Source organism: Nostoc sp. WHI, assembly GCF_015714725.1.
Lineage (GTDB): Bacteria > Cyanobacteriota > Cyanobacteriia > Cyanobacteriales > Nostocaceae > Nostoc.
Map to the genome: position 1 here is coordinate 1 of NZ_WBKM01000282.1, position 14,591 is coordinate 14,591.

The 14,591-nt window shown below is 43.8% G+C and carries 11 protein-coding genes and 2 pseudogenes; 2 read left to right on the plus strand and 11 right to left on the minus strand.

Translation table 11 applies throughout. From position 1 onward, the window contains the following. From F8S12_RS41070 to F8S12_RS28650, 4 genes are all read right to left on the minus strand, one after another. The coding region (locus F8S12_RS41070; protein ID WP_230968340.1) for a hypothetical protein at window positions 1-398 on the minus strand (398 nt) is incomplete at its 3' end. Window positions 399-524: 126 nt separating this feature from the next. After that, entirely contained in the window at window positions 525-3,929 is a 3,405-nt protein-coding gene (locus F8S12_RS28640) for a tetratricopeptide repeat protein (RefSeq protein ID WP_196519665.1), read from the minus strand. 75 nt (window positions 3,930-4,004) lie between these two features. Then, window positions 4,005-4,331 (minus strand): hypothetical protein, encoded by a 327-nt coding sequence (locus tag F8S12_RS28645; RefSeq protein ID WP_196519666.1) that lies wholly within the window; start codon window positions 4,329-4,331, stop codon window positions 4,005-4,007. An 89-nt stretch (window positions 4,332-4,420) separates the two neighbouring features. Further along, the gene (locus F8S12_RS28650) at window positions 4,421-5,125 is read right to left on the minus strand and encodes a YdcF family protein (protein WP_196519667.1); all 705 of its coding nucleotides are present in this window, start codon (window positions 5,123-5,125) and stop codon (window positions 4,421-4,423) included. A gap of 312 nt (window positions 5,126-5,437) precedes the next feature. Between F8S12_RS28650 and ctpB the strand changes: the two genes are divergently transcribed. Continuing rightward, on the plus strand, window positions 5,438-6,778 hold the full coding sequence (ctpB, locus tag F8S12_RS28655; protein WP_196519668.1) for a carboxyl-terminal processing protease CtpB: 1,341 nt from the start codon (window positions 5,438-5,440) through the stop codon (window positions 6,776-6,778). Window positions 6,779-7,059: 281 nt separating this feature from the next. Beyond that, window positions 7,060-8,049, plus strand: a complete 990-nt coding sequence (locus F8S12_RS28660) for a glycosyltransferase (protein ID WP_196519669.1) — start codon at window positions 7,060-7,062, stop codon at window positions 8,047-8,049. Window positions 8,050-8,289: 240 nt separating this feature from the next. On the opposite strand, the gene F8S12_RS28665 is transcribed toward F8S12_RS28660, so the two are convergent. From F8S12_RS28665 to F8S12_RS28695, 7 genes and pseudogenes are all read right to left on the minus strand, one after another. Next, a complete protein-coding gene (locus F8S12_RS28665; protein WP_196519670.1) occupies window positions 8,290-8,628 on the minus strand; it encodes a type II toxin-antitoxin system PemK/MazF family toxin in 339 nt (112 codons plus the stop codon). Then, window positions 8,615-8,839: a ribbon-helix-helix domain-containing protein gene (locus F8S12_RS28670; RefSeq protein ID WP_096541670.1), complete on the minus strand. Its 225-nt coding sequence runs from the start codon at window positions 8,837-8,839 to the stop codon at window positions 8,615-8,617. The genes F8S12_RS28665 and F8S12_RS28670 overlap by 14 nt, the downstream gene beginning before the upstream one ends. A 366-nt stretch (window positions 8,840-9,205) precedes the next feature. Next, window positions 9,206-9,415 (minus strand): hypothetical protein, encoded by a 210-nt coding sequence (locus tag F8S12_RS28675; RefSeq protein ID WP_196519671.1) that lies wholly within the window; start codon window positions 9,413-9,415, stop codon window positions 9,206-9,208. Beyond that, a complete protein-coding gene (locus F8S12_RS28680) occupies window positions 9,405-9,845 on the minus strand; it encodes a PIN domain-containing protein (protein ID WP_196519672.1) in 441 nt (146 codons plus the stop codon). Before F8S12_RS28680 ends, F8S12_RS28675 begins: the two co-directional genes overlap by 11 nt. A gap of 416 nt (window positions 9,846-10,261) precedes the next feature. Further along, window positions 10,262-11,095 (minus strand): annotated as a pseudogene (locus tag F8S12_RS41075) (formylglycine-generating enzyme family protein); the annotation flags it as partial. A 1,758-nt stretch (window positions 11,096-12,853) separates the two neighbouring features. Next, a pseudogene (locus tag F8S12_RS41080) lies at window positions 12,854-13,489 on the minus strand (caspase family protein); the annotation flags it as partial. 211 nt (window positions 13,490-13,700) lie between these two features. Next, window positions 13,701-14,582: a carbohydrate ABC transporter permease gene (locus F8S12_RS28695; RefSeq protein WP_196519673.1), complete on the minus strand. Its 882-nt coding sequence runs from the start codon at window positions 14,580-14,582 to the stop codon at window positions 13,701-13,703. Window positions 14,583-14,591 lie beyond the last annotated feature (9 nt).

A 14,591-nucleotide genomic window follows, 5' to 3' on the forward strand; every position in this document is an offset into this window, starting at 1 on the left:
CGAGGAATAAACACGTTAACCGAACTGTATTGGGTAGGGAATTGTTTAAAAAGGGCGATCGCAGAACATATCGAGGCATTACACGCCAGTGCTTCGGGGTGAATTATAGCGATCGCAATCTCCGACAACCAAGGCACAAGTCTAAAAAACTGCTGAACGAGTATCAAAGACTCTCGCACGAGTATTAAAGACTCGCCGACGAGTATCAAAGACTCTCGCACGAGTATTAAAGACTTGCCGACGAGTATCAAAGACTCTCGCACGAGTATTAAAGACTCGCTGACGAGTATCAAAGACTCTCCCGCGAGTATCAAAGACTCGTGGATGAGTATCAAAGACTCTCGCACGAGTATTAAAGACTCGCCGACGAGTATCAAAGACTCTCCCGCGAGTATCAAAGACTCGTGGATGAGTCAACTGAACGCAAAAGGGGCGATCGCTTCTACCAATTCTTCAAAATACGCGATCGCTGCCAACCAGAAAAGCCAAATTCAATTCTGACTTTCTCAATTACGAATTACGAATTACGAATTACGAATTAAATCTTGCACTCTCGCTACCATTTGCCTAACTCTCTCAGCATGAGGAGATTGGATACGCTGCAATATATCCAAGGCTGGTTGCAAATAATCTAGTGCTTGATTGTAATTACTCTGTTGTTCTGCTATATGCCCTAACCACCACAGCGTTATTGCCTTGGTTGGGACATCGCCGATTTGTTCATTGAGAGCGAGGGATTGTTGATAAAGGGCGATCGCTTCTTCTATTTCTCCGCTATTGGCTTTGAGTATTCCCAATTTTTGCAACGTTGCCGCCTTGCCTTGGACATTGCCGATTTGTTCATTGAGAGCGAGGGATTGTTGATAAAGGGCGAGCGCTTGTTCTATTTCTCCTCTATTGGCTTTGAGATATCCCAAGTTGTTTAACGTCTGTGCCTGACATTGGACATCGCCGATTTGTTCATTGAGAGCAAGGGATTGTTCATAAAGAGCGATCGCTTGTTCTATTTCTCCTCTATTGGCTTTGAGTATTCCCAAGTTGTTTAACGTCTGTGCCTGACCTTGGACATCGCCGATTTCTTCATTAAGAGCAAGGGATTGTTCATAAAGGGCGAGCGCTTGTTCTATTTCTCCTCTATTGGCTTTGAGCAGTCCCAAGTTGTTTAACATCCTCGCCTGAACTTGGACATCGCCGATTTGTTCATTAAGAGCAAAGGATTGTTCATAAAGAGCGATCGCTTGTTCTATTTCTCCTCTATTGGCTTTGAGCAGTCCCAAGTTGTTTAACGTCCTCGCCTGACCTTGGACATCGCCGATTTGTTCTGTGAGAGCGAGGGATTGTTCATAAAGGGCGATCGCTTGTTCTATTTCTCCGGTATTGGCTTTGAGCATTCCCAAACAGTGCAACGTCGCCGCTTGTTCTTGTTTATCTTCTAAAGGACAAAGGTTTAACGCTTGTTGATAATGCTTTAGTGCCTGATCAACCTCACCAACTTGGCTCTCACAATAACCCATCTCCTTGAGAACGCGATAGTCTTCAGTAATTTCTAAGGTTGATTTGCACAGCTGCACCGCTTCCCTAAATCGACTTTGATGCCACCAGCGATTTGCTAAACTGCTTGCTATGTTGGCTGCTTTTTTTTCTTCCTTACCCAGCAACGCCAACCGATGAATTTCTAACCGTTGTTCCTCGATTTCTGTGTTCGCCTCTTCCCACCAAAGGCGATACAACACCTTAGCCGCTTGCTTATGTAATTCCCCATCTGACTCTATCTGCACAGGCAAAATGCGCGGCACTCGTAACGCCTCATCGTGGCTCACTTCCAACAGCCCCAACGCGATCGCCCGACTAATATAATGTGACAAATTGGGGATAGTGTCACAAACTGCGGCTAAAGCTTCCCTCGGTACTGGCAACTCAAACACCAAACCCCGTGACAACATCTCCCGCATGGTTGTATCCATCTGTTGCAGCAACGCCTCTGCTAAAACTTGCTCTCGCAACTCCACCGGATCTGCTGCTAACCGATTCAAAATTGCCGCTTGGTCAACTGTTGTATTTTGCAGAATCTTATCCAACCATTCCAGCAAGCGGGGATTACCATCTGCTAACTTCTGCGCTTGCGATTTTAACGCCTCATCCACCTGAGATTTAGCATTAAAGGCTGTGAGGCGATCGCACTTTTTTCGCAAATCTGCCCCTTGCAGTGCATCCAACGGCTGCTTATGGAAATACTGCAACTGGGTAAATTCAAAATCGTAACGGCAAGTAATAATGATCCGGTGGGAAGTGTAATTTTCTCTAATCGCCCAAACTAAAGCAGTCAACACCTCTGCTGCTTCTGATTGCAGATGACCTAACCCCCCTAACCCCCCTTCCCTACAAGGGAATGGGGGAACTTGACTCCCCTCTCCGCTTCGGAGAGGGGTTGGGGGAGAGGTCTCTAAATTTCCTTCAAAGTCATCCAGCACCAACAAAAACGGCTTTGCTTGTTCATGTAACTGCTGGAAAACTCGCCTCAGCCGATATTTCAATTCTTCATCGTAATTTTGTAAGCTTTTGCGTTGTTCGTTGTCATCCAACTTTTCAGCCAAACGACTCACCAAATTAGCTTCATCAATTCTCCCCACCCAGACAACACGCTCAAAATTCGGCAAGCGATCGCACAGCCTAGCTGCTAAACTACTTTTACCTAAACCGCCCATGCCATAAATCAACACCCCAACCTCATCAGTTGATTGACTCAGCACCCGCAAACAATTTTGCAATTGACGGCGACGACCAACAAAACTTTCTCGCGTCGGGACTTTCACCTTACCCGCAGGATCTAAAAACTGGGTAGAAACAGAAAGCGGTGGTGCTGGTTTACGTCCACGAGTCCGCAATGACGTAACTAATGAACCGGGTAAATTGCCTGCTGCATACAACCGCAACAAATGCCAATCCCGCGCTTTGTTCTTAATTAATGCTTGGTAGGTACAAGCAAGAGCTTCGGTTATTTGCTTTCCGGCTGACAATTCCTGATACAATGCAGCAGCTGCGGCTGTAGCATCAGGATCTAAAACCTTTTGACCCCAACCCAAAACTGCTTTTGCACCCGATTTCAACAATTCTTCAGCCATTGACGGCACAGATCCCGAATTGCCAGCTTGCCCGGTGCGACAACCAGAGAGGAAAATCAGTTTAGGCAGTCGAAATTGTAATTCTTGGGCAATATCTCCAGCAGTGGCATAGAAAGCTTCACCTGTTGCCGTTTCTGTAATGAAGCGCGGTTGCCCATCTTGTAAAGTAGCATGACCCGTTAGGTGTAAAACATCAAAATATTCCCTGTCGTAACCATCAACTAAATAACCCAACTCCGATAAACAGCCGCTTTCTTCCACCGTCAAAGCTAAAGGTTGTCGCGCCGTTGCTTCCAGAATCCGTGCTTCCTCAGCCTCAAACTCCAGCACAGGTTCAACATTCAGAGGCGAAGTTGCCATAAACAAAACTTGCAGCGCCCGGTTTTCTGGTTCCCCTTCAATGGTCAATTTTTTTACCGCGCTATCCGACACCCAGCGCACCGGGACAATCGCCGGGATTTGCTGAACCAAAAAACTAACGCCATCGTGCAGCACCTCCCAAGGCAGATGGGCAAGTTTTTCAGATGCGGCGATCGCCAGCACGATCCCCTCACGCTTATACTTATCTAACAAAGGTTGCAGCCAGCGATCGCTCCCATCCAACCAGTTATACAATCGCCGTCCAGTTACTATATAATCCTCTGGTAAATCCGCAACATAATAATCTCTCTCAGCCAACTTAATCAAATCAGCGATTTCTGTTAAAGGGAGCGATCGCTTTTTATACTGGTCTGGATTATCAATAAAATAACGTAACTCTACGTCATTCTCGGCAACTGGCTTGAGGTCAAGGTGGAGCGTTTGCACATTCGGAATCCTGAGACTTCAGTATTTACCCCAAGTCTATCATCCCCAATTCCGCAAACGCGATTCATCAAGTCTCTACGATTCTAAAATTTGGCGAATCTCTTCCAGGGTTGCATCTTCTAAAAGGAGTCGTCTGCCATTGCGCCCCACAATCAACACCTTTTCAATTCTTTTACCAGACTGTTTAGCTTTATATTCTTGATACCACTTGCGGATTTGTTCAGCAATAGCGATCGCACCCCCAACAATACCAACGATGGTTGCAACAGTTGCTATTACTCCTTCTTTTTCCGGTGCTTCTGAACTAACGCTATAGTTACCTGAGATACCAGGAATTGCTAAAAGCGCCTCTGTTGCTGCGATCGCATCTTCACCCTCAATTGCCAACCGAATTTCTGCCATAGCATTGCTCTGCAAGTAACTCCAGGCTCATTTTTAATAATACCAGACAGCGATCGCTCCAAAAGTCATTTCTCACTTCTCCCTACTCCCTACTCCCCACTCCCCACTTCCCCTTGATGTTCACACTTAAAACCTCGATACTGCCAAGCTTGCATATCCACCTCGCTAAGTCTGGTGACATTTGAGCATTGTGGTTGAATAATTTGACTTAAAATCGCCCAAAAGAAACTGCGTGTTAAATCTAGTCCCGTCTTCAGCCTAGATTCACGATTACCAGGAATACCTTGCTCCTGAACAATCTCTGGCTCTACCCAAATACCATGAGCGCCCAAGAGAATCTGTGCCATCCATTTAGCTCTCGGTAAATGACTTGGTGAAGTAATCAACATGACTTTATGCACTCCCCAACGCCGCAGAATTGGAATACTATAATAAAAATTTTCAAAAGTGGAATTAGCGCACTTTTCTAACCAAACGTTTTGTAAGTCTGCTAATTCCCGTTGAAAAATTAACCGTATACAAGGGTCAGGAGAACCATGAGAAATCAAGATTGGGATTTGCGGGTATTGTTTTGCTTGTTGGACGACATAAGTTTCTCGACGAATACTGCCACCAAGTACAAAGAACGCATCTACTGGTCTAGAAGAAGCAAAAACTAAGGTTATAGTAGTAAAAAATAGCCAAGCACCCAGCACAAAGTACAATCCATAAATGGGTTTTTGTAACGATTGCCACAGATTATTCAAGTTTTTTGTAATGGAAATTAATGATTTGATAGTAAATTTGCGTTTCATGACTTAGGTAGTAAAAGCTGATTTAATGGCTGTCCAACAGGAATGCAATTCAGTGAGCAAAGTGCTATCTTATAAAAGTAATCTAAAGTGCAAACATGACGCTAATCAAAGTGTCACAAGGTGAGTATCGCCTTCCGCAGAAGGCTTACAAACTGAGAAATGATTGTTAATAACTAATGCAGTATTTTCGGCATCATTGAACGAGAAAATGATGAAGAGATCATAGCTAATTTTGGGGTATAAAAACTTAAAAATTTCTGGAAAGACTGATTCAAGACCGTCAACAACACTATATATTCCATCTGAATATACATGAACCAATCTGCGAAAAGTTACTCACTGCTCCAAGTAGCCTTGATTGGTGGAGCGATCGCCACTACTACTACAATGTCTGTGTTTGGCTCTGCTTGGACTCGCGGTGTCCGTGCTTCCCTAGCCCTACAAGACAGCCCAAAAGCAATAGTTGACCAAGTATGGCAACTGGTGAATCATGAATATGTTGATGGCAAATTTAATCAACAAAATTGGCAAGCAACCAGACAAAGCCTGTTGAGTAAAGACTATTCATCTCGTGAAGAAGCTTATGCTGCCATCCGCGAAGCTTTACAAAAGTTGGGAGATCCTTACACTCGGTTTCTAGATCCTAAACAGTTTGAAGCCCTGACTAGCCAAACATCTGGAGAAGTCTCCGGCATTGGTATTCGGATGGAAGTGAACGAAAAAACTAAGCGGCTCACTGTTGTCGAAGCCATAGAGAATTCCCCAGCCCTGAAAGCTGGGATTAAACCAGGCGATGAAATTTTGGCAATTGACGGCAAACCCACTCTCAAAATGAAAGTGGATGATGCCTCCAAGCTAATTCGCGGCAAAGCGGGTACTGCCATCAAACTCCGGCTGGGACGGATGGGGCAAAATACCTTTGATCTGAAGTTAACGAGGGCAAATATTGAAGTGCCAACAGTACGCTATACCCTCAAACAAGAAGGGAATCGACGCGTTGGCTATATTCGTTTGCGAGAATTTAGCTCTCACGCCGCAGAGCAAATGCAACGCGCCATCCGCGATTTGAACAGTAAAAAAGTTGATTCTTATGTACTGGATTTGCGAGGCAATCCAGGCGGTTTGTTGCAGTCGAGCATTGAAATTGCTCGGATGTGGCTAGATAATGGCGCAATTGTCAAGACAGTAAACCGTGTTGGCGGCACTGAGGAAACTAAAGCCAATCGCACTGCTCTAACAAATCGTCCCTTAGCGGTATTAGTGGATGGTAATTCAGCTAGTGCTAGCGAGATCCTCACAGGCGCACTCAAAGATAATAAACGGGCAGTAGTTGTCGGCGGTCAAACCTTTGGCAAAGCCTTGGTACAGTCAGTTCATGAACTCGCAGATGGTTCCGGCTTGGCAGTCACCATTGCCCATTACTACACACCTGCGGGAACAGATATCAACCATAAAGGGATTACGCCGGATATTAAAGTAGACTTGACAGAGCCACAAGAGCGTCAGTTGGCTTCTAATCCAGATTTAATCGGAACTAAGAGTGATCCGCAATATGCCCGCGCGATCGCAATTCTATCAAATAACAGCTTCGCCCAACCGCCGGCAAATCAACCCACTCGACCAATGAGCCGAGCGGGTGACTTGAAACCTTAAGTGAGTGATTTGTTGTCAGGTGTTCATATATTCCCAAATCCAGATTTTTGGAGTTATGAAAACAGAATTCAGGAGTCAGAATTCAGAATGAATTGGAGTCTGATAGGTAAGTGAATAAATGTGTTTAAGTATACAGCTAAATTTCAGATTTACTGCTCAATAAGAAAGTGGTGAGTCCCAATCGTTCACTAATTAATTCTGACTCCTGACTCCTTCTCATCGTTCCAGGATTTTAGATTGGGAATACTAGCTAGTAATCCCATCTCCAAAGTTTCAGATTTATGAATCATCAGCCATTTGATACAACCATCGTCACCAGCTTTTTGCCAATGGTGTCGGTGGTTATTCCTATTTATAACGGTGAGGCAGATTTACCAGATTTGATCAATTGTCTATTGTCTCAAACTTACCCAAAAGACCGGGCAGAATACTTATTGGTGGACAATAACAGTAGCGATCGCACTCTCACCATCCTCAAAACATCTGCCGAAAATTGCCCAATTACAATTCACCCATTGAGCGAAAACCACATTCAAAGCTCTTATGCTGCTCGTAATACTGGGATTCGCACATCTGTGGGCGAAATTATAGTTTTTACCGATGCTGATTGTCGTCCGCAACCGCAATGGTTAAAAGCATTAATTCAGCCTTTTGTCAATTCAAAAGTGGTAATGGTCGCTGGTGAAATTTTACCACTACCAGGCACAACTCTGTTAGAACAACATGCAGACCGTCAAGAAACTCTGTCGCAAAAACATACCCTTGCCCATTCCTTTCGTCCCTATGGTCAAACCGCTAATTTAGCGATTCGACGCATCGCCTTAGAAAAAGCGGGTTTATTTCGCCCCTATCTTACCACTGGCGGCGATGCAGATATTTGCTGGCGAATTCTAGAGGAAAACATCGGGCGTTTGGAATTTGCCCCAGAGGCGATCGTTCAGCACCGCCACCGTGCCACACTCAAAGAACTGCAAAGTCAATGGCGGCGGTATGGACGCTCAAATCGCTATTTACACGAACTACATGGTGTAGAGTTGATGCGAGAGATTACACCCAAAGAATGCGGCTATCGCTTAGTCCGTTGGTTATTCAAAGAAGTACCAAGGGATATTAAGAAGGCGTTGGCGCAGCCCAATCCAGGCATCGCGCGTAAAGTTACTCCTGTAGATTTATTAAATACTCCCATTGGTTTGTTCACTGCTAGGGCGCGTACTGCTGGGCAAAGAGAGGCCAAATTGCCAGACAATGCCAAGATAATTGATCGGCTCTAATAATACTATAAGACTCGGATATGAGCAGTCCACTTTTACGGTATCTTAATATTATGAAAGAGCCAAGTAAGAAAAAACGAAGGCTCTTCCCCTACTCCTCTCCCCAAGTTCGCAACTGCAAATACACTAGTACCAACGTCGCAGGATGCCCCGCAAGGGAATAGAGCGGTTTAATAGCACTGCCAATAATTATCTCTAGTTGGAGTCTTTACTTAAACATCGCTATTTTTCTGCATAAACTCAAACCAATCCCAAATGCAATTTCAACGCCGCATCAATTAGTACCATTATATCTTCGTTTAAACTACCTAATACTTTACCAATAATTCGTTGCTTAGAAATTGTTCGCACTTGCTGCGCCTGTACTTTAGAAGGCTTCGTTAAACCACTAACCTCTGGATTAAGCAAAACTTCAAAGGGATAAACACGGTTCACATTAGAAGTAAGCGGTAAAATTGTCACAGTTGTAGCAGCACTATTATTTATATCATTACTGACGATTAGCACTGGACGACGTTTAGCCATTTCTGAACCCATCACCGGACTAAGATTTGCGTAATAAATATCACCACGTTTCATCTGTTAAACCATCTGCCACTGTCACATCCCAATCGTTATCAACTTCAGCAGATGCTTCTCGGTAAGCTGCCTCTAATTCTCGGTTTCGCAGCAATTCTAATGCTTCTTCAATTACTTGAGAACGAGATTTACATCCTTTATTCCGCTTGTAATTTTCGACAAACTCCACTAAAGACGGTGGTAAAGAAATAGAGAGTTTTTCTACATTCATCTTCCTACCAATTAGTAGCAAAAATAATTCGTACTAATATACTAGCTTAATCTCAAAGCCCAGCAGGTGCGTAGGCGTAGCCCGCCGTAGGCATCGCTCAAGATAAATCTTTTGTATGCCGATATTTTACATGAGTGCGATCGCCCGTGGAAAGTGCGTAGTTTACCACAGGCGATCGCTTGCGTAAGCTCTTAGTTCATAATTATCTCTAGTTGGAGTTTTTGCTTAAACTAAATTTTGCACGTACTCGATCAATCGCTTTCCCAAAAACTCCATTAGATTCCGATACTGACGAGTTCGCTCAATTTAATTATAATCCTTGTGCCGACCGGAGAACAGCATTTTGATCGCCATTTATACTATGTTTCATTCTATGTCTTGATAGGCTTGAATTTTTTCATACAAACTATCAACATTATCTTGAGCAAACAGCTTTTCTTTTAGTTGTAAATAATCACTTTGCCCTAATTTACAAGCTGCCCAAAATTTCATCACCTTGGATGGCTCTAAATGTGTGAGAAGAATCTGCATTACTTCTTGTAGATTTTGCTGTTCATTAATAACTTTAATTGTCATCTTCTATCTCCAAAATAAAATCAGTCGGGTTGATTGCTTTGAGTGTTAAACCTTGACAGCGATTGATTAATCTCTTATCGCAAGTGATAAAATAATCACTTTGAGAAGTTTCGGCACAAGCAACGTGGAGAGCATCAATGGCTTTAATGCCTTGTTGTTCTAGTTGTTTTGCTCTCCCTCTAATGTTTTCATCTAGTAATACTCTCAATGTAGCTATTTGTAAGTATCGCTCCATTGACTGTTGGTTTACAATAAACGGGTTACGGCTATTTTCATATTCTAGAACTGAAGAACTAACTAATTCTATTAATTTTGCTTCTACCATTTGTAAAATTAAGATGACAGCTTGTGTTTCTAGAAATACTTTTGGCTGTGTTTGGTCATCAAAGGGGCGGTTATAAATACTTGTGTCTAAATCAACTCTTGTCATGTCACTGCCTCTAATACTTTCTCCGTTTCTTTGACGTGGATTTCACTTTAAAGGAGTTTAGGTAGTAGGGTGTCGCGGATAGATGTAAGGGTCTGTGATTGTTCACTATTAGAACTGCTCAATGCCATAGTTGATTTAACTAAATCAACTATGGCATTGATTAATTTAGCCAGGAAAGCACCAAGTAAAAAGAGGAAATTTTCTTTTTGCTCGATGTTGTGGAATAACTAAACTTCTGAGGCATCGCTTGGGTAAACTCTTGGTTCATAATTATTTCTAGTTGGAGTCTTTATTTAAACTTAATCCTAATTTGATATACTCTGTTTTTTGAAAAAAATTAGATCGTTCCGCTTCGCTACACTCAAAAAGGGTAAAGAAAATAAGGGCAGAGGGCAAAAGAGCTAAAGCATAAAGGGCTAAAGAGTCCTCCCGGCAGCGCACACAATACGAAAACCAATATTGTAGTAGTGGATGTCGCGCGCGTCGTTGAAGTTGCGGGACGCGGAACGGCAGTTTTTAGGATTGCTGAACCAGGAACCGCCCCGCAGTATTGGATATTGACTAGCATTATCTATCCATGCACTTCCATCACTAGGCGCTCCTTTATAGCTATCATGCCAAGTATCTTGACACCACTCCCAAACATTCCCGTGCATATCGTATAATCCAAAGGCGTTGGGTGGAAAACTTCCTACTTCTGTTGTTCCTTCACGAAATTTGCCCTTTGGTTCAGAAGCGTAAGTGTAATCCCCATTGTAGCTAGCTAACTCAGTTGTAATCGTCTCGCCGAAGTAAAATGGTGTCGTTGTTCCTGCACGACAGGCGTATTCCCACTCTGCTTCACTAGGTAGGCGATATTCGCACCCAGTCTGTTGACTCAGCTTATTGCAAAAGTCTACTGCATCATTCCAGGACACTTTCTCTACAGGACGTTTTGCTCCCTTGAAGGAGGACGGATTGCTACCCATTATTTGCTGGTACTGTTCCTGAGTCACTTCAAACTTGCCTATAAAAAAAGCAGACACATTTACAGCGTGCTGTGGTTCTTCATATTCGGTTCGACCATTTTCACCGGGTGGCGAACCCATATTAAAAGAGCCTCCAAGAATCTCAACCATATCTAAAGTTATGCCATTGCCTAAGTTCTCTTTAAAGAACTTAGCTTGCTTGTTAGGATCTCGTTTAATTACCTGTCCATTTTTATCTACCGTTACCGTTTCAAACCTAAAAGAGTCAGGTGTTGATGATTGACCGTCAAAAATTTCACTACCTACCAATCCTGTCATAAAACTTACACCTCCCAAGCTAGCCCACTTCAAAAACTTTTGTCGGGTAATTAGCTTTTGAGTCTGTTTAGTGGGTTTAGCAGAGCTTGGCTGCTGAATCGGATATTTAGATTTAATCAATTCTTGACTTGCTACAACTCTGGTTTCAATTGCAGTGATATGGGTTTGTTTAAGTTCTAGAGTCCGTTGAAGTTGCCTTAAGCTCTGCCGAATATCATCACTATCAAGGGAATTTCCTGCTTTAATTATTTTAATTAATTCCTGCTCATACTGCTGTAATTTTTGGCGATATTCTGCTTCGTCTCGCTGCCGTTGTTTCTCTGCCTCCTGCTGCGTTAGTTGTACTACTACTTCTTGTTGTAGTTGTTTTTCTGCCTCTTGTTGCTTTCTGATTTTCTCCTGCTGTTTTCTGTATTCTGCTTCTGAAGATGATTGAATAATAATTGCTTCGATCGCAGCTATTTCCGCATCATTTAGTTCTAAAATTCGTTGAAAACGTTGAAGTTCTTCACGAGTAACGTCACTAAGAGGATATTCAAACTGCATCGACTCTCTAAACACCTCTTCATACTGTTGCAGTTTTTGCCGATGTTCCTCGATCGCAGCCACAATTAAATTTTCAATTGCAGTCACATTCTCAGCAGTCAGATTCAACCCTTGATGACGTTGCGTTAGTTGAGAGCGTTTGAAAGCACTGAGCGGATATTCTTGCTGAATAGCCTCTGTAAACTCCTGCTCGTATTGCCGCAAGTTTGCTTGATGCGTTTCAATCTCCGCATTAATCCGCCTCTCGATCGCACCCACATCGCCATGACTCAACCCCAACGTCTGCCATGTTTGCTGCAATTGCTTTTGCGTCACCTCATCTGGATAATGCTGGCGCTGCGTCGCCTTCACTAACGCTTGCTCGTACTGCTGGAGTTTTTGTTGATAGCTTTCAATCTGCGTTGTGATTTGCGCTTCAATTGGTGCAATATCTACATCCGTCAGTCCCAAACGCTGCTGCTGTTGACGTAAATCATTTCGGGTTGCCTCGCTGAGAGGATATTCCTGCTGCGTGGCAGTAAAAAACAGCCGTTGGTAGTCCTGGAGTTTCTGGTGATATGCCTCTACCTCAGCCGTAATCTGAGATTCAATCGCCGCAATGTCCCCATTCGCAAGCTCTAATTGCTGCTGGGTTTGCCGTAAGCGATCGCGGCTTCCCATACTCAAAGGAAACTCCTGCCGCAGTGCCGTTGTAAACGCCTGCTGATATGTTTGCAAGTTTTGTTGACGCGTCTTAAACCGTGCAGTCACCTGTGCTTCAATGGGCATCGTATCCTCATTCCGCAGCCCCAAAATTTGCTGGAGATTTTGCAGATCGTGGCGATCGCTATCGGTAATCGTCTCGTCTCGCTCCAGTAGTTCAGTAAACACCTGCTGATACTGCTGGAGTTTTTCGCGGAACTCCTTGCGGTACGGTTCCAACACCTCATCTTCAACCGCCTTCGCCTCAGTTGTCTCCAATCCCAAGCGAGTCCTCAGTACATCCAATGTGCGACGATCAACAAAGGAAATTTCGCCTCGATGAATAAATCGCGCTACCTCTTTACGGTATCGCTGTCTAGGATCGCCCGGAGCCACCTTTGTCAGTCGAATTTTAAAGCCTTCTCGAATTGCATAGATTTCCGGCTTCATCGCCGGCTGAAGTTCTCGCACCTTCTGACTGGCGTATTCATGGAGTTCATCGATTGAGATAAACTCATCTTGATCGCGATCGGCTTCTCCTGACTTGATACCTTCAACCAAAAAACGAGTGTAAATCGATAAATCTTGCCCCTGCTCCTCAAAGGAATATTGAGTTGAAGTAGAAGAAGTCAACACGACTCGTCCTTCACCGCCCAACTGCTCCCGGATGTCAATTGTACCATCATCTTTAGCAGACATTCCCTCAGCAAAGGCACCACTAAAGCAGCTATCCAGGATCACCACCTGCCGCCGGGAGCGGCTTTCACTCATGCGATCGTGGATAAAATTGGCAGACACCGACGTTGAGCGAATCAATTCACCCTGCTGCGTCTTACTGGTGTTGCGAGTTGCCAGATACAGCCTACCGCGATCGTCTTTGATACCGTGCCCCGAAAAGTACAGCAGCAGCAAATCATCCTTGTGCCGCGCGGAAAACAGCGTTTCGATCGCCATTTCTACAACTTGTCGCTCAGGATTTTTTAGCAGAAGAATATCTGACGCAGCAAACCCGCCCATCTCTGGATGCAGTAGCACCTCATATACTGCTTCCACATCTCTAACCGCACTGGGCAACGGATTTAGCCCTGGCTCATACTCACTGACCCCAACCAGCAACGCTACCTTCGCCATTTAACTCACCTGTGCTGCAATCAAATCCTCTGCGGCTTTAATCTCCGTATTGTTCTCTGTTTTAGAATATCACCTATATCAATTGGACGACTTTTGTTTAAATTTTTACAGCAAAATTTAATCAGGCGATCAACTCTTACCTTTGCGTCTTTGCGTCTTTGCGCGAAACAAAATTCATCCCGTCAATCAGCAACACCGAAATGTTAAACCCCTACTCCTCTCCCCAAGTTCGCAACTGCAAATACACTAATACCAATGTCGCAGCTAACAGCACTGTCGCCGCTGCTGCTGCATAACCAAAATCAAATTGACCAAATGCCTCTTGATAAATATAGTAAACCAGTAAATTAGTCGAATTCAGTGGGCCACCACCAGTCATCACATAAACTTGCTCAAAACTCCGCAATGTAAAAATTGCCGTAGTAATTGTTGCAAATATAACAGTGGGACGTAATCCGGGCAGAGTAATATACCAAAATTGTTGCCAAGCATTTGCTCCATCTAAATCTGCTGCTTCGTAACGACTGATAGGAATTGCTTGCAACCCCGCTAAAAACACCACCATATTAAAGCCTAGTTGTTTCCAAATATTCATTAAAATCAGTACTGGCATTGCCCAAAATGTGCTTCCTAGCCAGGGTATGGCTGGAATGCCAAAAAATTCTAAAAGTCCGTTAACTGGCCCCGATGTTTGAAACAGCCAGCGAAATCCCAAACCAGCCGCCACAAGTGAGATGATTGAAGGTAGAAAATAGGCACTTCGCAGGATGCCCCGCAAGGGAATGGAGCGGTTTAATAGCACTGCCAATCCCAAGGGAATCACTAAACTGGGGATGATCGTGGCAACAGTAAAATAAAGGGTGTTACCCAAAACTTGCCAAAAGTCGGGGTTGAGTAGCAAGCGCCAATAGTTTTTTAAGCCTATCCAATAAATACCTTTTGAAGTGAAACTACCAGCCGTGAAACTGAGGTAAAACAAATAGGCAATTGGCCAAATGATAAAAACGCCTAGCAAAATTAGTGCTGGTGTGAGAAAAATCCAGGCAGCCACTGTATCATTATCGAACCACGACTTAGTATATATTTTTGACATTTACAATTT